Source organism: Pseudonocardia asaccharolytica DSM 44247 = NBRC 16224, from assembly GCF_000423625.1.
GTDB lineage: Bacteria > Actinomycetota > Actinomycetes > Mycobacteriales > Pseudonocardiaceae > Pseudonocardia > Pseudonocardia asaccharolytica.
In genome coordinates, this window is sequence record NZ_AUII01000003.1 from 240,791 (window position 1) to 261,307 (window position 20,517).

Consider the following 20,517-nt stretch of genomic DNA (forward strand, 5'->3'; position numbering starts at 1 on the left):
CGGCTCCGGTCAGGTCCGCTCGCGGGCCCGCAGCTCGCGGCGCAGCAGCTTGCCGGTCACGGTCTTGGGGATCTCGTCGAGGAACTCGATCTGGCGCGGATACTTGTAGGCGGCCATCCGCTCCTTGACGAACCCGATGAGCTCGTCGGCGGTGACCGCCCGGCCGGGCCGCAGGCTGACGAAGGCCTTCACGGTCTCGCCGCGGTAGGCGTCGGGCACCCCGACCACGGCCGCCTCGCGGACGGCCTCGTGCTCGTAGAGCACGTCCTCGACCTCGCGCGGCCACACCTTGTATCCGCCGGCGTTGATCTGGTCCTTCTTCCGGTCGACGATGTAGAACCAGCCCGCCGCGTCCATGTACCCCACGTCGCCGGTGTGCAGGGCCCCGCCCGGGATCGCGGCGGCGGTCTCCTCCGGCTTCCCCCAGTACCCGGGCACGACCATCGGCCCGATCGTGACGATCTCGCCGATCTCCCCGGCCGGCAGGTCCCGCCCGTCGTCGCCGACGACCCGCACCACCGCGTTGTAGATCGGCACCCCGACCGAGAGCGCCCCGGAGGCCTCGTCCACCGGCGCCTCGGCGTGGAACGGCACGCCGTGGCTGGGCGAGGTGGTCTCGGTCAGCCCGTAGATGTTGTGGATGTACTGGCCGAACGCCCCGGAGAACGCCTTCACCGTCGACGGGGGGATCGGCGCCCCGCCCGACCAGATCTTGGTCAGCGACGCCAAGGCGTCCGGGTCGGCGTTCGGGGCGTTCATCAGCGCGATGAACACGGTGATCGAGCCGACGGTGAACGTCGGCCGCTCCGACCGGATGGTGTCGATCGCGACCGCCGGCTCGAAGCGGTGAAACAGCACCAGCGGGACACCGAGCAGCAGCGAGACCGTGATGTGCGCGATCAGGCCGGTGATGTGGAACAGCGGGGCCACGCCGAGGATGACGTCGTCGTCGCCCAGCCCGCACCACTGCCGGTAGGCCTGGGAGTTGAACACCACATTGCCGTGGGTGTTCATCGCGCCCTTCGGCGGCCCTGTCGTCCCTGAGGTGTAGGTGAGGAACGCCGTGTCACCGGGGGTGAACGACACCGGTGGCGGCCGCCGGCCGCGGAACCGGTCGATCAGCTCCGCCATGTCGACGGTGTTCTCGCCGCGGACGCGTTCGACCCCGGCGAAGACCCGTTCGTCGCCCGTGGTCTGGTACTCCAGCTCCGAGGTGGTGATGACGGTCTGCACCGCGGTCCGGCCGACGATCTTCGCCGCGACGTCGCGATGCAGACTCTCCAGCGCGATCAGCACCCGCGCGCCGGAATCCTTGAGCAGCAGCTCCAACTCCCGCTCCCGGTTCATCGGGTTGATCGAGACGGCGATCCCGCCGGCCTTCCAGGTCCCGACCAGCCCGATGACGAACTGCGGGACGTTCTGCAGGTACAGCGCCACCCGGTCGCCGGGCGTGACCCCGGTGTCGAGCAGCCCCGCCGCGAACGCGTCGGTCAGCTCGTCGAGCTCGCGCAGGGTGATGCGCCCGTCGAAGTAGCGGATGGCGTCCCCGTCGGGGTTGCGGGCCACGGACGCGGCGAACATCGCCAGCGCGTCGGTGAACTCGGGCGTGATCTCGGCAGGCTGCTCCTTGTCGTAGATGCCCAGCCAAGGCTTCTCGTCGTAGCTGCTCATGACTCGAGTCCTCGGGGTCGCTAGCGGATGGCGATCGGGTTGACCGGCGCGCCGGTGCCCTTGACCACCTTGAGCGGCGCCGCGGCGTAGAGGAAACTCCACCGGCCGTCGGCGGCGCACGCCTCGGCCAGCTCGTCGAACCAGGCGATCTCGGTGAGCGCCACCCCCAGGTTGCGCATCAGCGCGCAGTGCAGCGGCAGCGCCACCCCGGTCGCGGGCTCGTAGGTGACCTCGTTGGCGATGGTGTCGGTGACGAGGTTCGGGATCTCCCGGGTCTGGAACCATTCGACGAGCTCGCGGGAGTAGGTCAGGCCGGGTTCGTTGAACCCGTCGTAGAACGACTCCTTGTCATCCAGCTGGTACCAGTAGCGCAGCCAGCCGGTGCGTACGCACAGGATGTCGTGCGGCTCGATGCTCACGCCCTGGGCCTTGGCGGCGTCCTCGAGGTCGTTGTGGTCGAACGTCTCGCCCTTGTCCAGCCACGGCTTGCCGCGGTGGCGGGCCATGTCGATGAGCACCCCGCGCCCGACCACGCCCTTCTCCGCGATCGGCAGCACCGAGGCCTTCTCCATCGCCTCGACGGTGGTGCGGGCGTCGTAGCCGTTCCACAGCTGGCCGTCGTACCAGACATGGCCCAGCGCGTCGTACTGGGTGGAACCCTGCAGGAAGATCAGCGCGGTGTCGTCGGCGTAGTGCAGCCCGCCGGGAAACTGCGGCGCGCCCTCGCCGTCCCACGTCGACTCGTCCATCACGTTCTGCCGCTGGATGCCCTCGCGGCCGGGCCACAGCGGGTCGCCGGGCCCCTCGGTGCGGCCCATCTGGATCTGCAGGGTGAACACCTCACCCGACTTGATGTGTTGCACCCCGCGCAGCACCTCGCCGGCATCGAGGTAGTTCAGGCAGCCCAACTCGTCGTCCGGGCCCCACTTGCCCCAGTTGCTCGGCGTATCGGCGCCCAGGAGATCCCGCATGGCAGGAGCGTCGGACATCGTCGGCCTCCCTCGTCTCGGTGATTCAGGCGACTGCTTGATCGTGTTGCGCTGCTCGTGGTGGTGTCAAGGACGCCTGGCGAGTCCCTCCGAATGCCACCGGCGCCGAGCGGATCGGTATGATGAGCCCGCCTCGTCCGACGGCGGACGGTGTCCTTCCGCTCTCTCGCGGCCATACCCGGCGAACGGTCGGATGTCCGCTGCCAGAGGGGCTGGCCGTCGCCGACCGGTGCGCTGTGATGATCCACCGGATTGGGTGCGCCGGTCGTCCTTCAAAAGGGACCACTTACCGACGCGTAGAGTCTTGACTCGGTGCGCCTGTCAGGTCACTCTTAGGTCTCAGATGGTTTCCTCGGTGACCCGTCTCGACAGCGGCTGCCTTTGCGGCTAGACTGGCTCTTTGCGCTGCCTTCGTCCAGGCTCTGTGTGCGCGCCGCCGGAAGTCTCGATCGGGAAAGATCTGGCCGCGAATGTGGGTCCTGGCCGATGGCCGCGCCACGACAACAGACGGCGTGCACCAAATCCGGACAACCCGACAGTCACCCGGCCCGGGCTCCCACCCCGGGCGAGACGACCAGACGGTAGCGCGAAGGACGGGGTGCCCGCCAGACGAGAGCGTAGTTCTCGGAAGGACGCATCTTGGCTGTCTCCCGCGCCACCGTGACCACTGCGACCCCCGCTACCGCTGTTTCGGCCAACCCGAGCTTCCCGGGCGCACCGACCCGCGTCTCGTTCGCGAAGATCCGCGAGCCGCTCGAGGTGCCCGACCTCCTCGATCTGCAGATCCAGTCCTTCGAGTGGCTGGTCGGCGACGAGGCGTGGTTCCAGCGGCGGATCGACGCCGGTGACGACGACCCCGTCGGTGGCCTCGGGGAGATCCTGGCGGAGATCTCCCCGATCGAAGACTTCTCCGGATCCATGTCCCTATCGTTCTCCGACCCACGCTTCGACGAGGTCAAGGCCTCCGTCGAGGAGTGCCGGGACAAGGACATGACCTACGCCGCCCCGCTGTTCGTGACGGCGGAGTTCACCAACAACACCACCGGCGAGATCAAGAGCCAGACGGTGTTCATGGGCGACTTCCCGATGATGACCGACAAGGGCACGTTCATCATCAACGGCACCGAGCGGGTCGTCGTGTCGCAGCTCGTCCGTTCCCCGGGAGTGTATTTCGACCACACGATCGACAAGACGACCGAGAAGGACGTCTACTCGGTCAAGATCATCCCGAGCCGCGGGGCGTGGCTGGAGTTCGACGTCGACAAGCGCGACACCGTCGGCGTCCGGATCGACCGCAAGCGCCGCCAGCCGGTGACCGTGCTGCTCAAGGCGCTCGGCTGGACCGCCGAGCAGATCCAGGCGCGCTTCGGCTTCTCCGAGACGGTCCTGGCGACGCTGGAGAAGGACCACACCGCGGGTCAGGACGAGGCGCTGCTCGACATCTACCGCAAGCTGCGTCCCGGCGAGCCGCCGACGCGGGAGAGCGCGCAGACCCTGCTGGAGAACCTGTTCTTCAAGGACAAGCGCTACGACCTCGCCAAGGTCGGCCGGTACAAGGCCAACAAGAAGCTGGGTCTCGCCATCGACACCTCGGTGGGCACGCTCACCGAGGAGGACATCGCCACCACGATCGAGTACCTCGTGCGGCTGCACGCCGGCGAGACCTCGATGACGGTCGGTGAGGGCGAGAACGCGGTCACGATCCCGGTCGAGACCGACGACATCGACCACTTCGGCAACCGCCGCCTGCGCACCGTCGGCGAGCTGATCCAGAACCAGGTCCGGGTCGGGCTCTCGCGCATGGAGCGCGTCGTCCGCGAGCGGATGACCACCCAGGACGTCGAGGCCATCACGCCGCAGACTCTGATCAACATCCGGCCGGTCGTGGCCGCGATCAAGGAGTTCTTCGGGACCTCGCAGCTGTCGCAGTTCATGGACCAGCACAACCCGCTGGCCGGGCTGACCCACAAGCGCAGGCTGTCCGCCCTCGGCCCGGGCGGTCTGTCCCGCGAGCGCGCCGGTTTCGAGGTCCGCGACGTGCACACCAGCCACTACGGCCGGATGTGCCCGATCGAGACCCCGGAGGGTCCCAACATCGGCCTGATCGGGTCGCTGTCGACGTTTGCGCAGGTCAACCCGTTCGGCTTCATCCAGACGCCGTACCGCAAGGTCGAGGACGGCCGGGTCACCGAGCAGATCGACTACCTGACCGCGGACGAGGAGGACCGCTTCGTCATCGCGCAGGCCAACGCGCCACTGACCGACGACGGTCACTTCCAGGAGAACCGGGTCCTGGTCCGCCGCAAGGGCGGCGAGGTCGACTTCATCTCCCCGGCAGGCGTCGACTACATCGACGTCTCCCCGCGGCAGATGGTGTCGGTCGCGACCGCGCTGATCCCGTTCCTCGAGCACGACGACGCCAACCGCGCACTGATGGGCGCCAACATGCAGCGTCAGGCGGTGCCGCTGCTGCGCAGCGAGGCGCCGCTGGTTGGTACCGGGATGGAGTTGCGGGCCGCGGTCGACGCCGGTGACGTGCTGGTGGCCGACAAGGCCGGCGTGGTCGAGGAGCTGTGCGCCGACTACATCACGGTGATGTCCGACGAGGGCGTCCGCCAGACCTACCGGCTCAACAAGTTCCGCCGCTCCAACCAGGGCACCTGCAACAACCAGAAGCCCATCGTCGACGAGGGCCAGCGGGTCGAGGCGGGCCAGGTGCTGGCCGACGGGCCGTGCACCGAGAACGGTGAGATGGCGCTGGGCAAGAACCTGCTCGTGGCGATCATGCCGTGGGAGGGCCACAACTACGAGGACGCGATCATCCTCTCGCAGCGTCTCGTGCAGGACGACGTGCTGACGTCGATCCACATCGAGGAGCACGAGATCGACGCCCGCGACACCAAGCTGGGTGCCGAGGAGATCACCCGGGACATCCCGAACGTCTCCGAGGATGTGCTGGCGGATCTCGACGAGCGCGGCATCGTCCGGATCGGTGCCGAGGTCCAGCCCGGCGACATCCTGGTCGGCAAGGTCACGCCCAAGGGCGAGACGGAGCTGACCCCGGAGGAGCGGCTGCTACGCGCGATCTTCGGGGAGAAGGCGCGCGAGGTGCGCGACACGTCGCTGAAGGTGCCGCACGGCGAGAACGGCAAGGTCATCGGCATCCGGGTGTTCTCCCGCGACGACGAGGACGAGCTCGCGCCGGGGGTCAACGAGCTGGTGCGGGTCTACGTGGCTCAGAAGCGCAAGATCTCCGACGGCGACAAGCTCGCGGGCCGGCACGGCAACAAGGGCGTGATCGGCAAGATCCTGCCCGTCGAGGACATGCCGTTCCTGCCGGACGGCACGCCGGTCGACATCATCCTCAACACCCACGGTGTGCCGCGCCGGATGAACATCGGCCAGATCCTGGAAACCCACCTCGGCTGGATCGCCAAGTCGGGCTGGGAGATCCAGGGCAGCCCGGACTGGGCGTCGAAGCTGCCCGAGGAGCTCCACTCCGCGGCCCCCGGCACGAACACCGCCGTGCCGGTCTTCGACGGCGCCCGGGAGAACGAGATCACCGGGCTGCTCGGCGCGACGCTGCCCAACCGGGACGGCGAGCGTCTGGTCGGCCCGGACGGCAAGGCCCAGCTGTTCGACGGGCGCTCCGGCGAGCCGTACCCGTACCCGGTGGCGGTCGGCTACATGTACATCCTGAAGCTGGCCCACCTGGTCGACGACAAGATCCACGCGCGGTCGACGGGCCCGTACTCGATGATCACCCAGCAGCCGCTCGGTGGTAAGGCCCAGTTCGGCGGCCAGCGCTTCGGCGAGATGGAGTGCTGGGCGATGCAGGCCTACGGCGCGGCCTACACCCTGCAGGAGCTGCTCACCATCAAGTCGGACGACGTGGTGGGCCGGGTGAAGGTCTACGAGGCCATCGTGAAGGGGGAGAACATTCCGGAGCCGGGCATTCCGGAGTCGTTCAAGGTGCTGCTCAAGGAGCTGCAGTCGCTGTGCCTCAACGTCGAGGTGCTGTCCAGCGACGGAGCGGCCATCGAGATGCGCGACACCGATGACGAGGATCTCGAGCGGGCCGCGGCGAACCTGGGCATCAACCTGTCCAGCCGCCCGGGCTCGGATTCGATCGGCGTCGACGATGTCGTCAACTGACCGTCGGGGGCCCCACCGATCTCCACAGGCCCCCCCGATCGCTCCCCGGAATGCAGCCCCCAGCGCCACAAACGAGGATTGAAGGACACACGTGCTCGACGTCAACTTCTTCGACGAGCTGCGCATCGGCCTGGCCACCGCCGACGACATCCGCCAGTGGTCCCACGGCGAGGTGAAGAAGCCCGAGACCATCAACTACCGGACGCTGAAGCCGGAGAAGGACGGGCTGTTCTGCGAGAAGATCTTCGGTCCCACCCGGGACTGGGAGTGCTACTGCGGTAAGTACAAGCGCGTCCGGTTCAAGGGCATCATCTGCGAGCGCTGCGGCGTGGAGGTCACCCGCGCCAAGGTGCGGCGCGAGCGGATGGGGCATATCGAGCTGGCCGCCCCGGTCACGCACATCTGGTACTTCAAGGGTGTGCCGAGCCGGCTGGGCTACCTGCTCGACCTGGCGCCGAAGGATCTCGAAAAGATCATTTACTTCGCGGCCTACGTGATCACCTCGGTGAACACGGAGCTGCGGCACAACGACCTCACCACGCTCGAGAACGAGATGAGCGTGGAGCGCAAGCGGGTCGAGCAGCGCCGCGACACCGACGTCGAGGCCCGGGCGCAGAAGCTGGAGGCCGATCTGGCCGAGCTCGAGGCGGAGGGCGCCAAGAGCGACGTCCGCCGCAAGGTCAAGGAGGGCGGCGAGCGTGAGATGCGCCAGCTCCGTGACCGTGCCCAGCGCGAGCTCGACCGGCTCGACGAGATCTGGACGACCTTCACCAAGTTGGAGGTCCAGCAGCTGATCGCCGACGAGGGGCTCTACCGCGAGCTCTACGACCGCTACGGCGACTACTTCACGGGTTCCATGGGCGCCGAGGCGATCCAGAACCTGCTGCAGAACTTCGACATCGACGCCGAGGCCGAGAACCTGCGGGAGACCATCCGCAGCGGCAAGGGCCAGAAGAAGCTGCGCGCGCTCAAGCGGCTCAAGGTCGTCGCGGCGTTCCAGGCCACCGGCAACTCGCCGATGGGCATGGTGCTCGACTGCGTGCCGGTCATCCCGCCGGACCTGCGTCCGATGGTGCAGCTCGACGGTGGCCGCTTCGCGACGAGCGACCTCAACGACCTGTACCGCCGGGTCATCAACCGCAACAACCGCCTCAAGCGGCTGATCGACCTCGGCGCGCCCGAGATCATCGTCAATAACGAGAAGCGGATGCTGCAGGAGGCCGTCGACGCGCTGTTCGACAACGGCCGCCGCGGCCGTCCGGTGACCGGCCCGGGCAACCGGCCGCTCAAGTCGCTGTCCGACCTGCTCAAGGGCAAGCAGGGCCGATTCCGGCAGAACCTGCTCGGCAAGCGCGTCGACTACTCCGGCCGTTCGGTCATCGTGGTCGGCCCGCAGCTCAAGCTGCACCAGTGCGGGCTGCCCAAGCAGATGGCGCTGGAGCTGTTCAAGCCGTTCGTCATGAAGCGGCTGGTCGACCTCAACCATGCGCAGAACATCAAGTCCGCCAAGCGGATGGTCGAGCGCGGCCGCTCGCAGGTGTGGGACGTGCTCGAGGAGGTCATCACCGAGCATCCGGTGCTGCTCAACCGCGCGCCGACGCTGCACCGGCTGGGCATCCAGGCCTTCGAGCCGCAGCTGGTGGAGGGCAAGGCCATCCAGCTGCACCCGCTGGTCTGCGAGGCGTTCAACGCCGACTTCGACGGCGACCAGATGGCCGTGCACCTGCCGCTGTCGGCCGAGGCGCAGTCCGAGGCCAGGGTGCTGATGCTCTCGAGCAACAACATCCTCTCGCCTGCCTCGGGCCGCCCGCTGGCGATGCCGCGGCTGGACATGGTCACAGGACTGTTCCACCTCACCCGCGAGCGCCCGGGGGCCGAGGGCGAGGGGTACTCCTTCGGCTCGCCGGCCGAGGCGATCATGGCCTTCGACCGCAAGGTGCTCGACCTGCAGGCGAAGATCAAGGTTCGGCTCATCGATGTCGTGCCCGGCGCGGGCGTGACGCTCGCCGACGGCGAGGTCTGGCGGGCGGAGACGACGCTGGGTCGGGTGCTGTTCAACGAGCTGCTGCCGCCGGACTATCCGTTCGTCAACGAGCCGCTGCCGAAGAAGCGCCAGGCGGCGATCATCAACGACCTGGCCGAGCGGTACACGATGACCGAGGTCGCCCAGGTCCTCGACCGGCTCAAGGACGCCGGCTTCTACTGGGCCACCCGGTCCGGCGTGACGCTGGCGATCGACGACGTCGTGGTCCCGCCGAACAAGCAGGAGATCCTCGACCAGTACGAGGCCAAGGCCGACCAGGTCAACAAGCGCTACCAGCGGGGCGCGCTGTCCCACCAGGAGCGCAACGACGAGATGGTCAAGATCTGGTCCCAGGCGTCCGAGGAGGTCGCCAGGGCCATGGAGGAGAACTTCCCGGAGGACAACCCGATCCCGACGATCGTGAAGTCGGGCGCGGCGGGCAACATGACCCAGGTCCGGCAGCTGGCCGGGATGCGCGGTCTGGTGGCCAACCCGAAGGGCGAGTACATCCCCCGCCCGATCAAGGCCAACTTCCGCGAGGGCCTCTCGGTGCTGGAGTACTTCATCTCCACCCACGGCACTCGCAAGGGTCTTGCGGACACCGCCCTGCGGACCGCGGACTCGGGCTACCTCACCCGGCGGCTCGTCGACGTCTCCCAGGACGTCATCGTCCGGGAGGTCGACTGCGGGACCGAGCGCTCGATCATGATGCCGGTCACGGAGGACGCAGGCGACGGCCGGCTCATCCCGCACCGCTATCTGCGGACGTCGGTGTATGCCCGGTCGGCCGCGGAGGACGTGGTCGGGCCCGACGGGGAGTTCGTCGTCCGGCGCGGCGAGGACCTCGGCGACCCGGCGCTGGACGCACTGGTGGCGGCCGGCGTTCGGCAGATCAAGGTGCGCAGCGCGCTGACCTGCGCGTCGGCCACGGGTATCTGCGCGATGTGCTACGGCCGCTCGATGGCCACCGGCAAGCTGGTGGATGTCGGCGAGGCCGTCGGCATCGTGGCCGCACAGTCGATCGGTGAGCCCGGCACGCAGTTGACGATGCGTACCTTCCACACCGGTGGTGTGGCCGGTGACGACATCACCACGGGTCTGCCGCGTGTCCAGGAGCTGTTCGAGGCGCGGATTCCGCGCGGCAAGGCGCCCATCGCCGATGTCGACGGCCGGATCCGGATCGAGGACGGCGACCGCTTCTGGAAGATCACCCTCATTCCGGACGACGGCGGCGACGAGATCGTCTACGACAAGCTGTCCAAGCGGCAGTGGCTGGCGATGACCACCGTCGACGGTCAGGAGCGTCCGCTGACCGACGGTGACCACGTGCAGGTGGGTCAGCTCCTGCTCGAGGGCACCGCCGACCCCCACGAGGTGCTGCGGGTCATGGGTCCGCGCGAGGTGCAGCTGCATCTGGTGCGTGAGGTGCAGAAGGTGTACCGCACGCAGAGCGTGGACATCCACGACAAGCACATCGAGGTCATCGTCCGGCAGATGCTGCGCCGGGTGACGATCATCGACTCGGGGGCCACCGAGTTCCTGCCCGGTGCGCTGGCCGAACGGGCCGAGTTCGAGGCGGAGAACCGGCGCGTGGTGGCCGAGGGCGGCGAGCCCGCCTCGGGACGGCCGGTGCTGATGGGGATCACGAAGGCATCGCTGGCAACGGAGTCGTGGTTGTCCGCGGCCTCGTTCCAGGAGACCACCCGGATCCTCACCGATGCCGCGATCAACGGGAAGCGCGACAAGCTCGTCGGGCTGAAGGAGAACGTGATCATCGGCAAGCTGATTCCGGCCGGTACCGGGATCAGCCGGTACCGCAACATCCAGGTGCAGCCCACCGAGGAGGCCCGCGCGGCCGCCTACGCGCTGCCGAGCTACGACGACGGCTACTACGGCCCGGACGTGTTCGGCACGGGTACCGGTGCCGCGGTGCCGTTGGACGACTACGACTTCGGGCGCGACTATCGATAGCCGATAGCGCCTGAGGCCGGCCTGCGACGACGGGGCCGGGGACCGCTCTCCCGCGGCGGTTCCCGGCCCCGTTTTCCGGCTCCTGCCGGATCTGCGCCGGAAGCGATCCCCGTGATCAGCCTCTGGCCCGGAGCGGTGATCGACGGTTCGGCTGCGGGAGCCGCGGTTTCCGCGGTCGCGCGCTCCAATCATTGACCTTGAAGGCGTGGGCGGGGTCACGGAGCGTACGCCGGGAACGGGAAAGCTGCGGCGAGCGGGCGTCGCTACGCGGCGAACGGGCGAGTGAGCTTGCGGTGCGATCGCCGGTGCGGCACCCTGCGCTTGGGCGGCCGGAGCCGACCCCGGACCCGTTTTGACCCCCTCCCAGCGGGGCGAGTACTCTGTGGTCTTGCGCTCGACCATGGTCGAGCCGATCCGTGTGCCTGTTGGTCACCGGCTCCGCGCACCAGCGTCGAGCAGGTTCTCGCGGGCAGCGGGCCCCGGACTCTCTGCAGGGTTTCCTCGATCCTGGCACGAGGCGCCCGGGAGCGACACGCCCGACCTCGGGTACGGGTGGCCGGTTTCCGCCGGTTGCCCGCCGAGCCTCCAGAGCACGATCCAGCCGAGTACGCCGACGGGAAGAAGTAAACGGTCCATGCCCACGATCCAGCAGCTGGTCCGCAAGGGCCGTCAGGACAAGGTCACCAAGACCAAGAGTGCCGCGCTCAAGGGGAGTCCCCAGCGCCGCGGGGTCTGCACGCGCGTATACACCACGACGCCCAAGAAGCCGAACTCCGCGCTGCGCAAGGTGGCCCGTGTCCGGTTGACCAGCCTGATCGAGGTCACGGCCTATATCCCGGGTGAGGGCCACAACCTCCAGGAGCACTCGATCGTGCTCGTGCGCGGCGGCCGCGTGAAGGACCTCCCGGGTGTCCGCTACAAGATCGTCCGTGGGTCGCTGGACACCCAGGGCGTCAAGAACCGCAAGCAGGCGCGAAGCCGCTACGGCGCGAAGAAGGAGAAGAGCTGATGCCCCGCAAGGGTCCCGCCCCGAAGCGGCCGCTGGTCTCCGACCCGGTCTACGGCTCGCCGCTGGTCACCCAGTTGGTGAACAAGGTGCTCAAGGACGGCAAGCGCTCGCTCGCCGAGCGCATCGTCTACGCCGCCCTCGAGGGCACCCGCGAGAAGACCGGCACGGATCCGGTCGTCACGCTCAAGCGGGCGATGGACAACGTGAAGCCGGCCCTCGAGGTCCGCAGCCGCCGCGTCGGTGGCGCGACCTACCAGGTGCCGGTCGAGGTGCGCGCGCCACGGCAGACCACCCTCGCGCTGCGTTGGCTGGTGACGTTCGCCGGGCATCGCCGGGAGAAGACAATGGTCGAGCGGCTGATGAACGAGCTGCTCGACGCCAGCAACGGGCTGGGTGCCAGCGTCAAGCGGCGCGAGGACATGCACAAGATGGCGGAGTCCAACAAGGCCTTCGCCCACTACCGCTGGTGACGGGCCGACCGTCCGCGCCAACTGACTGGGAGAGTTGAGACGTGGCACGCGACGTGCTGACGGACCTGGGCAAGGTTCGCAACATCGGCATCATGGCGCATATCGACGCCGGCAAGACCACCACCACCGAGCGGATCCTGTTCTACACCGGGATCAACTACAAGATCGGTGAGACGCACGACGGCTCCGCCACGATGGACTGGATGGAGGAGGAGCAGAAGCGCGGCATCACGATCACGTCCGCCGCGACGACATGCTTCTGGAAAGACCACCAGATCAACATCATCGACACCCCGGGCCACGTGGACTTCACCGTGGAGGTGGAGCGGTCGCTGCGGGTGCTCGACGGCGCCGTCGCGGTGTTCGACGGCAAGGAGGGCGTCGAGCCCCAGTCCGAGCAGGTCTGGCGGCAGGCGACCAAGTACGACGTACCGCGCATCTGCTTCGTCAACAAGATGGACAAGCTGGGTGCGGACTTCTACTTCACCCTGCGCACCATCGAGGAGCGCCTGGCCGCCCGGCCGCTGCCGCTGCAGCTGCCGATCGGTTCCGAGAGCGACTTCATCGGCGTCGTCGACCTCGTCGGGATGCGCGCCCTGACCTGGCGCGGCGAGGTTCAGAAGGGCGAGGACTACGCGGTCGAGGAGGTCCCGGCCGAGCTCGCCGACCGGGCCGCCGAGTACCGGGAGAAGCTCATCGAGGCCGTCGCCGAGACCGACGACGCCCTGATGGAGGCCTACCTCGGCGGTGAGGAGCTGACCCTCGACCAGATCAAGCACGGCATCCGGAAGATCGTGAACAACCGGACCGCCTACCCGGTGCTGTGCGGCTCGGCGTTCAAGAACAAGGGCATCCAGCCGATGCTCGACGCGGTCATCGACTACCTGCCCTCGCCGCTCGACCTGCCGCCGGTCGATGGCACGCTGCTCGACGGGGAGACTCCGGCCAGCCGCAGGCCCTCGGTCGACGAGCCGTTCTCCGGCCTGGCCTACAAGATCGCCGCGCACCCGTTCTTCGGCAAGCTCACCTACGTCCGGGTGTACTCCGGCCGGGTCACCCCGGGCACCCAGGTCCTCAACTCGACCAAGGACCGCAAGGAGCGCATCGGGAAGCTCTTCCAGATGCACGCCAACAAGGAGAACCCGGTCGACGAGGCGCTGGCCGGCCACATCTACGCGGTCATCGGCCTGAAGGACACGACAACCGGCGACACGCTCTGCGACGCGCAGGCCCCGATCATTCTGGAGTCGATGACCTTCCCCGACCCGGTGATCGAGGTGGCGGTCGAGCCGAAGACGAAGGCCGACCAGGAGAAGCTCTCCACTGCGATCCAGAAGCTCGCCGAGGAGGACCCGACGTTCCAGGTCGCCCTCGACGAGGAGACCGGTCAGACGATCATCAAGGGGATGGGTGAGCTCCACCTCGAGGTGCTCGTCCACCGGATGAAGAGCGACTTCAAGGTCGAGGCCAACATCGGTAAGCCGCAGGTCGCCTACCGGGAGACGATCCGGCGCACGGTGGAGAAGCTCGAGTACACGCACAAGAAGCAGACCGGTGGCTCGGGCCAGTTCGCCCGGGTGATCATCAAGCTGGAGCCGCTCGGTACCGCCGACGGTGCGCTGTACGAGTTCGACAATCAGGTCACCGGTGGCCGCATCCCGCGGGAGTACATCCCGTCGGTGGACGCCGGTGCCCAGGACGCCATGCAGTACGGCGTGCTGGCGGGCTACCCGCTGGTCGGTCTCAAGGTGACGCTGCTGGATGGCCAGTACCACGAGGTCGACTCGTCGGAGATGGCCTTCAAGGTCGCCGGTTCGATGGCCCTGAAGGAAGCTGCGCGCAAGGCCGATCCGGCGCTGCTCGAGCCAATGATGGCCGTCGAGGTCACGACGCCCGAGGACTACATGGGCGAGGTGATCGGCGACCTGAACTCCCGCCGTGGCCAGATCCAGGCCATGGAGGAGCGGGCCGGTGCCCGCGTCGTCAAGGCGCTGGTGCCGCTGTCGGAGATGTTCGGTTATGTCGGTGACCTCCGGTCGCGGACCCAGGGCCGGGCGAACTACACGATGGTCTTCGACTCGTACGCGGAGGTTCCGACCAACGTGGCCAAGGAGATCATCGCCAAGGCGACGGGCGAGTGAGTGGCACCGGGTGCGGACCGGTAGGGTCCGCGCCCGTTCCCGCGACGGAACCCGCACGATCCACCAGACCTGCCGTCAGCACGGCGGACAAGAAGAACTGAAGTCCAGGAGGACCCTGCAGTGGCGAAGGCGAAGTTCGAGCGGACCAAGCCGCACGTCAACATCGGCACGATTGGTCACATCGACCACGGCAAGACCACGCTGACGGCGGCCATCACCAAGGTTCTGCACGACAAGTACCCGAACCTCAACGAGGCGTCGGCGTTCGACATGATCGACAAGGCGCCGGAGGAGCGCCAGCGCGGTATCACGATCTCGATCTCGCACGTTGAGTACCAGACCGAGAAGCGGCACTACGCGCACGTCGACTGCCCCGGCCACGCCGACTACATCAAGAACATGATCACCGGTGCGGCGCAGATGGACGGCGCCATCCTGGTGGTTGCCGCGACCGACGGCCCGATGCCGCAGACCCGCGAGCACGTGCTGCTCGCCCGTCAGGTCGGCGTGCCCTACATCGTGGTCGCGCTGAACAAGTCCGACATGGTCGACGACGAGGAGATCCTCGAGCTCGTCGAGCTCGAGGTTCGCGAGCTGCTGTCGTCCCAGGAGTACCCGGGTGACGATCTGCCGATCGTGCGCGTCTCGGCCCTGAAGGCGCTCGAGGGCGACTCCGAGTGGGCCGAGAAGCTGCTCGAGCTGATGAACGCGGTCGACGAGTCGATTCCGGAGCCGGTCCGCGACACCGACAAGCCCTTCCTCATGCCCGTCGAGGACGTCTTCACGATCACCGGCCGCGGCACCGTGGTCACCGGCCGCATCGAGCGCGGCATCGTGAAGGTGAACGAAGAGGTCGAGATCGTCGGCATCCGCGAGAAGTCGACCAAGACCATCGTCACCGGTGTCGAGATGTTCCGCAAGATCCTCGACGAGGGTCGCGCGGGCGAGAACGTGGGCCTGCTGCTGCGCGGTATCAAGCGCGAGGACGTCGAGCGCGGTCAGGTCGTCGTGAAGCCGGGCTCGATCACCCCGCACACCGAGTTCGAGGGTCAGGTCTACATCCTGTCCAAGGACGAGGGCGGCCGGCACACGCCGTTCTTCAACAACTACCGTCCGCAGTTCTACTTCCGGACCACGGACGTGACGGGCGTGGTGACCCTGCCCAGCGGCACCGAGATGGTCATGCCGGGTGACAACACCTCGATGAGCGTTCAGCTGATCCAGCCGATCGCCATGGAGGAGGGTCTGCAGTTCGCCATCCGCGAGGGTGGGCGGACCGTGGGCGCCGGCCAGGTCACCAAGATCGTCAAGTAGTACCCCCGGTCGAGGACGTCGCACGCCGGTGTGGCATCCTTGACGGGTTGCGCGTAGGGCTGCGGCGCGCGGAACCCCCGTTCCGCGCGCCGCGTCCGGCGCCAGCCCAGACCACCGCACCCCCCGGGTGTGTATGCGACCTGGGGACCGGTGTGAGGTTCGAGCGCGACACGCCCGACCTCGTGGACCGGAGCCCGACGAGTGCAGACCCGAACGCAACGGCGCGCGCCGGCCCCGGCGACCCGACCGAACCACGGGCTTGGCTCGGGAGCACGCGTACCGGGGACGGAAGCCGGCGGAGCCGGCCGGGCGGGTAAGACACAGCGGCAGAAGAAGAGGACGACCGACGACCATGGCGGGACAGAAGATCCGCATCAGGCTGAAGGCCTACGACCACGAGGCAATCGACGCGTCTGCTCGCAAGATCGTCGAGACGGTGACGCGTACCGGTGCCAGGGTCGTCGGGCCGGTGCCGCTGCCGACGGAGAAGAACGTCTACTGCGTCATCCGCTCGCCGCACAAGTACAAGGACTCGCGCGAGCACTTCGAGATGCGCACCCACAAGCGGCTGATCGACATTCTCGACCCGACGCCCAAGACGGTCGACGCGCTCATGCGCATCGACCTGCCGGCCAGCGTCGACGTGAACATCCAGTAGGGCTGACCACGCGATGACTGCATCGATTTCCAAGCAGACCAGGCAGATCACCGGGATCCTGGGCACCAAGCTCGGGATGACCCAGGTGTTCGACGAGAACAACCGGGTGGTGCCGGTCACCGTGGTCCAGGCCGGGCCCAACGTCGTGACCCAGATCCGCTCCCCGGAGACCGACGGCTACAGCGCCGTCCAGCTCGCCTTCGGCGCGGTGGACCCGCGCAGGGTGAACAAGCCGGAGACCGGCCACTTCGCCAAGGCCGGCGTCACGCCGCGGCGCTACACGGTCGAGCTGCGCACCTCGGATGCCGGCGAGTACACCGTCGGCCAGGAGATCACCGCCGAGGTGTTCGCGCCGGGCGCGACGGTCGACGTGGTCGGCACCAGCAAGGGCAAGGGCACCGCGGGCGTGATGAAGCGCCACGGCTTCGGCGGCCTCGGCGGCAGCCACGGCACCCAGCGCAAGCACCGCTCGCCGGGCTCGATCGGCGGCTGCGCGACGCCGGGCCGGGTGTTCAAGGGCCTCCGGATGGCCGGGCGCATGGGTGTTGCGCGGGTGACCACCCAGAACCTGACCGTGCACCGGGTCGACGCCGAGCGCGGCCTGCTGCTGATCAAGGGCGCTGTTCCCGGACCGCGCGGCGGCCTCGTCGTCGTGAAGACGGCTGCGAAGGGTGGTTCGAAGAAGTGACTGGCAGCAACGTCATCGAGATCAAGACCCCCGAGGGTACGTCGAGCGGGACCGTCGAACTGCCCGCGCACATCTTCGACGTGGCGGCGAACATCCCGCTGATGCACCAGGTCGTGGTGGCCCAGCAGGCGGCTGCCCGGCAGGGCACCCACGACACCAAGACCCGTGGTGAGGTCCGCGGCGGTGGCCGCAAGCCCTACCGGCAGAAGGGGACCGGCCGCGCCCGTCAGGGCTCGATCCGGGCCCCGCAGTTCACCGGTGGCGGGGTCGTGCACGGGCCGACACCGCGCGACTACTCGCAGCGGACGCCGAAGAAGATGAAGGCCGCCGCCCTGCGCGGGGCGCTGTCCGACCGCGCTCGCGCGGGCCAGGTGCGGGTCATCTCGGGGATCGTCACCGGCGACACCCCGTCGACGAAGGCCGCTCGCAAGGTGATCGAGAGCGTGGTCAGCGCGGAGCGCACCCGGGTGCTCGCCGTCGTCGGCCGCGCCGACGCGGTCAACCTGCTGAGCCTGCGCAACCTGCCGAACGTGCACCTGATCGCGCCCGACCAGCTGAACACCTACGACGTGCTCGTCAACGACGTCGTGCTGTTCACCACGGAGGCCCTGGACGCGTTCCTGGCCAGCCCGGTGGCGCAGCTGAAGCCGAGCAAGCGCACCGCTGGCGCTGCGCCCGGTGCTGAGGAGGCCAAGTGATCCCCGACCCGCGCGACGTGCTGCTCGCACCGGTCGTCTCGGAGAAGAGCTACGGGCTGCTCGAGGAGCGGCAGTACACCTTCCTCGTCCGGCCGGACGCGAACAAGACAGAGATCAAGATCGCCGTGGAGAAGGTGTTCGGGGTCAAGGTGCTCAGCGTCAACACGCTGAACCGCCCGGGCAAGCGCAAGCGCTCCCGCACCGGCTACGGCAAGCGCAAGGACACCAAGCGCGCGATCGTCACCCTCTCCCAGGAGAGCAAGCCGATCGACGTGTTCGGCGGCCCGGCGAGCTGAGGGAGCGAGTAGAGCATGGGCATTCGCAAGTACAAGCCGACCACCCCGGGCCGGCGCGGCGCCAGCGTCTCCGACTTCGCCGAGATCACCCGCTCGACCCCGGAGAAGTCGCTGGTCCGGCCGCTGCACGGCAAGGGCGGCCGGAACGTGCACGGCAGGATCACCACCCGTCACAAGGGTGGTGGGCACAAGCGGGCCTACCGCGTCATCGACTTCCGTCGCCATGACAAGGACGGGGTCCCGGCCAAGGTCGCGCACATCGAGTACGACCCGAACCGCAGCTCGCGGATCGCGTTGCTGCACTACGCCGACGGGGAGAAGCGCTACATCGTGGCGCCTGCCCGGCTCAAGCAGGGCGACCGGGTGGAGAGCGGCCCGAAGGCCGATATCAAGGTCGGGAACAACCTACCTCTGCGCAACATCCCGACCGGCACCGTGGTGCACGCGATCGAGCTCCGCCCCGGCGGCGGCGCCAAGATCGCGCGCGCGGCGGGCTCCGGCGTGCAGCTGGTCGCCAAGGAGGGCCCGTACGCGCAGCTGCGCATGCCGTCCGGCGAGATCCGTAACGTCGACGTGCGCTGCCGCGCGACCGTCGGCGAGGTGGGCAACAGCGACCACGCGAACATCAACTGGGGCAAGGCGGGCCGGATGCGCTGGAAGGGCAGGCGCCCGGTGGTTCGCGGTGTCGCCATGAACCCGGTGGACCACCCGCACGGTGGTGGCGAGGGCAAGACCTCGGGTGGCCGGCACCCGGTGAACCCGGCCGGTAAGCCGGAGGGGCGCACCCGCCGCCGCAAGGCATCCGACACGTTGATCGTCCGCCGGCGTCGTACCGGCAAGAAGCGCTGAGCAGGGAGGTAAAAGATGCCGCGCAGCCTGAAGAAGGGCCCGTTCGTGGACGACCACCTGCTCAAGAAGGTGGACGCCCTCAACGAGTCGGGCAAGAAGACCGTCGTCCGGACCTGGTCCCGCCGGTCCACCATCATCCCCGACATGATCGGACACACGATCGCGGTGCACGACGGCCGCAAGCATGTGCCGGTGTTCATCTCGGACGCGATGGTGGGCCACAAGCTGGGGGAGTTCGCCCCCACGCGGACCTTCCGGGGTCATGTGAAGGACGATCGCAAGGCGCGCAGGCGCTGACGTGGCCCGAGTAGCGACCAGGAGAAGGTGGAAGTAGATGGCTGAGAGCCAGAACCCCGCCGGCGCTGCGTTCGAGCTGCCTCGCGCGTACGCCAGGGCACGGTTCGTCCACATGTCCCCGACCAAGGTGCGGCGGGTGGTCGAACTGATCAAGGGCAGGCCGGTCGAGGAGGCGCTGAGCGTGCTGCGGTTCGCCGCGCAGGCGGCCGCCGAGCCCGTGGCCAAGGTCGTGGCCAGTGCCGCGGCCAACGCCCAGAACAATTTCGACATGGACCCCGACACCCTCGTGGTGGCCACGGCCTATGTCGACGAGGGCCCGACGCTCAAGCGCATCCGGCCGCGCGCGCAGGGCCGCGCGTACCGGATCCGCAAGCGGACGAGCCACATCACCATCGAGGTCGAGTCGCGGCCTGCGGCGTCGTCCGGTCGGCGCGGCGCCGGCGCTCGGGGTGCGAAGGGAAGGGCCCGCTGATGGGACAGAAGATCAACCCGCACGGGTTCCGGCTCGGTATCACCACGGACTGGAAGTCCCGCTGGTATGCCGACAAGCAGTACGCCGAGTACGTCAAGGAGGACGTCGCGATCCGCCGCATGCTCTCCAAGGGCATGGAGCGGGCCGGCATCTCCAAGGTCGAGATCGAGCGGACCCGGGACCGCGTGCGGGTGGACATCCACACCGCGCGTCCGGGCATCGTCATCGGCCGCCGTGGCGCCGAGGCCGACCGTATCCGCGGCCAGCTCGAGAAGCTGACCCAGAAGCAGGTCCAGCTCAACATCCTCGAGGTGAAGAACGCCGAGTCGGACGCGCAGCTCGTCGCGCAGGGTGTCGCCGAGCAGCTGTCCAACCGGGTGGCCTTCCGCCGCGCGATGCGCAAGGCGATCCAGTCGGCGATGCGCTCGCCGCAGGTCAAGGGCATCCGGGTGCAGTGCTCGGGCCGCCTCGGCGGCGCCGAGATGTCGCGCTCGGAGTTCTACCGCGAGGGTCGGGTGCCGCTGCACACGCTGCGGGCCGACATCGACTACGGCCTGTTCGAGGCCCGCACCACCTTCGGGCGGATCGGCGTGAAGGTGTGGATCTACAAGGGCGACGTGGTCGGCGGCCGCCGCGAGGGCGTGCCCGCGGCCGAACCCAGCCGTGGTGGGCGTCGTGAGCGTCCGCCGCGCCGTCGTTCCGGCGCCTCGGGCACGACGGCCACGAGCACCGATGCCGGCCGGGCGGCAGCTGGTCGGGGCGGCGGGGTCGCCACCGAGACCGCACCGGCCGACAACCCGCAAGGGGAGGCCTGAG

At 68.4% G+C, this 20,517-nt stretch carries 16 protein-coding genes; 14 read left to right on the top strand and 2 right to left on the bottom strand.

Annotated elements, in window-relative coordinates; translation table 11 throughout:
- Positions 1–9 precede the first annotated feature (9 nt).
- Both G567_RS0105305 and G567_RS0105310 read right to left on the bottom strand, forming a co-directional pair.
- Positions 10–1,671: a class I adenylate-forming enzyme family protein gene (locus G567_RS0105305; protein WP_028929156.1), complete on the bottom strand. Its 1,662-nt coding sequence runs from the start codon at positions 1,669–1,671 to the stop codon at positions 10–12.
- 20 nt (positions 1,672–1,691) lie between these two features.
- Positions 1,692–2,660, bottom strand: a complete 969-nt coding sequence (locus G567_RS0105310; protein ID WP_028929157.1) for a cyclase family protein — start codon at positions 2,658–2,660, stop codon at positions 1,692–1,694.
- A 639-nt stretch (positions 2,661–3,299) separates the two neighbouring features.
- Between G567_RS0105310 and rpoB the strand changes: the two genes are divergently transcribed.
- The 14 genes from rpoB (at position 3,300) to rpsC (ending at position 20,516) form a co-directional block, all read left to right on the top strand.
- Positions 3,300–6,815, top strand: a complete 3,516-nt coding sequence (gene rpoB / locus G567_RS0105315) for a DNA-directed RNA polymerase subunit beta (RefSeq protein ID WP_028929158.1) — start codon at positions 3,300–3,302, stop codon at positions 6,813–6,815.
- A gap of 91 nt (positions 6,816–6,906) precedes the next feature.
- A complete protein-coding gene (locus G567_RS0105320; protein ID WP_028929159.1) occupies positions 6,907–10,809 on the top strand; it encodes a DNA-directed RNA polymerase subunit beta' in 3,903 nt (1,300 codons plus the stop codon).
- A 634-nt stretch (positions 10,810–11,443) separates the two neighbouring features.
- Positions 11,444–11,818: a 30S ribosomal protein S12 gene (gene rpsL, locus G567_RS0105325; protein ID WP_028929160.1), complete on the top strand. Its 375-nt coding sequence runs from the start codon at positions 11,444–11,446 to the stop codon at positions 11,816–11,818.
- The gene (rpsG, locus tag G567_RS0105330) at positions 11,818–12,288 is read left to right on the top strand and encodes a 30S ribosomal protein S7 (protein ID WP_028929161.1); all 471 of its coding nucleotides are present in this window, start codon (positions 11,818–11,820) and stop codon (positions 12,286–12,288) included. The genes rpsL and rpsG overlap by 1 nt, the downstream gene beginning before the upstream one ends.
- A gap of 41 nt (positions 12,289–12,329) precedes the next feature.
- Entirely contained in the window at positions 12,330–14,429 is a 2,100-nt protein-coding gene (fusA, locus tag G567_RS0105335; RefSeq protein ID WP_028929162.1) for an elongation factor G, read from the top strand.
- Positions 14,430–14,549: 120 nt separating this feature from the next.
- The gene (gene tuf / locus G567_RS0105340) at positions 14,550–15,743 is read left to right on the top strand and encodes an elongation factor Tu (protein WP_028929163.1); all 1,194 of its coding nucleotides are present in this window, start codon (positions 14,550–14,552) and stop codon (positions 15,741–15,743) included.
- Positions 15,744–16,095: 352 nt separating this feature from the next.
- Positions 16,096–16,401: a 30S ribosomal protein S10 gene (rpsJ, locus tag G567_RS0105345; protein ID WP_003938093.1), complete on the top strand. Its 306-nt coding sequence runs from the start codon at positions 16,096–16,098 to the stop codon at positions 16,399–16,401.
- A 13-nt stretch (positions 16,402–16,414) separates the two neighbouring features.
- Entirely contained in the window at positions 16,415–17,089 is a 675-nt protein-coding gene (rplC, locus tag G567_RS0105350; RefSeq protein WP_037055899.1) for a 50S ribosomal protein L3, read from the top strand.
- On the top strand, positions 17,086–17,787 hold the full coding sequence (rplD, locus tag G567_RS0105355; protein ID WP_028929165.1) for a 50S ribosomal protein L4: 702 nt from the start codon (positions 17,086–17,088) through the stop codon (positions 17,785–17,787). The genes rplC and rplD overlap by 4 nt, the downstream gene beginning before the upstream one ends.
- Positions 17,784–18,083, top strand: a complete 300-nt coding sequence (rplW, locus tag G567_RS0105360) for a 50S ribosomal protein L23 (RefSeq protein WP_028929166.1) — start codon at positions 17,784–17,786, stop codon at positions 18,081–18,083. Before rplD ends, rplW begins: the two co-directional genes overlap by 4 nt.
- 15 nt (positions 18,084–18,098) lie before the next feature.
- Positions 18,099–18,932, top strand: a complete 834-nt coding sequence (gene rplB / locus G567_RS0105365) for a 50S ribosomal protein L2 (RefSeq protein ID WP_028929167.1) — start codon at positions 18,099–18,101, stop codon at positions 18,930–18,932.
- A 15-nt stretch (positions 18,933–18,947) separates the two neighbouring features.
- Entirely contained in the window at positions 18,948–19,229 is a 282-nt protein-coding gene (rpsS, locus tag G567_RS0105370; RefSeq protein WP_028929168.1) for a 30S ribosomal protein S19, read from the top strand.
- 37 nt (positions 19,230–19,266) lie between these two features.
- A complete protein-coding gene (gene rplV, locus G567_RS0105375) occupies positions 19,267–19,701 on the top strand; it encodes a 50S ribosomal protein L22 (protein WP_037055901.1) in 435 nt (144 codons plus the stop codon).
- Positions 19,701–20,516, top strand: a complete 816-nt coding sequence (gene rpsC, locus G567_RS0105380) for a 30S ribosomal protein S3 (protein WP_028929170.1) — start codon at positions 19,701–19,703, stop codon at positions 20,514–20,516. Before rplV ends, rpsC begins: the two co-directional genes overlap by 1 nt.
- The last annotated feature ends 1 nt before the right edge of the window (position 20,517 follow it).

What these genes read in the sequence shown, in the direction of transcription:
- G567_RS0105305 (WP_028929156.1), bottom strand. Translation starts at nt 1,671, where the DNA reads ATGAGCAGCTACGACGAGAAGCCTTGGCTGGGCATCTACGACAAGGAG.
- G567_RS0105310 (WP_028929157.1), bottom strand. Translation starts at nt 2,660, where the DNA reads ATGTCCGACGCTCCTGCCATGCGGGATCTCCTGGGCGCCGATACGCCG.
- rpsL (WP_028929160.1), top strand. Translation starts at nt 11,444, where the DNA reads ATGCCCACGATCCAGCAGCTGGTCCGCAAGGGCCGTCAGGACAAGGTC.
- rpsG (WP_028929161.1), top strand. Translation starts at nt 11,818, where the DNA reads ATGCCCCGCAAGGGTCCCGCCCCGAAGCGGCCGCTGGTCTCCGACCCG.
- rpsJ (WP_003938093.1), top strand. Translation starts at nt 16,096, where the DNA reads ATGGCGGGACAGAAGATCCGCATCAGGCTGAAGGCCTACGACCACGAG.
- rplC (WP_037055899.1), top strand. Translation starts at nt 16,415, where the DNA reads ATGACTGCATCGATTTCCAAGCAGACCAGGCAGATCACCGGGATCCTG.
- rplB (WP_028929167.1), top strand. Translation starts at nt 18,099, where the DNA reads ATGGGCATTCGCAAGTACAAGCCGACCACCCCGGGCCGGCGCGGCGCC.
- rpsS (WP_028929168.1), top strand. Translation starts at nt 18,948, where the DNA reads ATGCCGCGCAGCCTGAAGAAGGGCCCGTTCGTGGACGACCACCTGCTC.
- rplV (WP_037055901.1), top strand. Translation starts at nt 19,267, where the DNA reads ATGGCTGAGAGCCAGAACCCCGCCGGCGCTGCGTTCGAGCTGCCTCGC.
- rpsC (WP_028929170.1), top strand. Translation starts at nt 19,701, where the DNA reads ATGGGACAGAAGATCAACCCGCACGGGTTCCGGCTCGGTATCACCACG.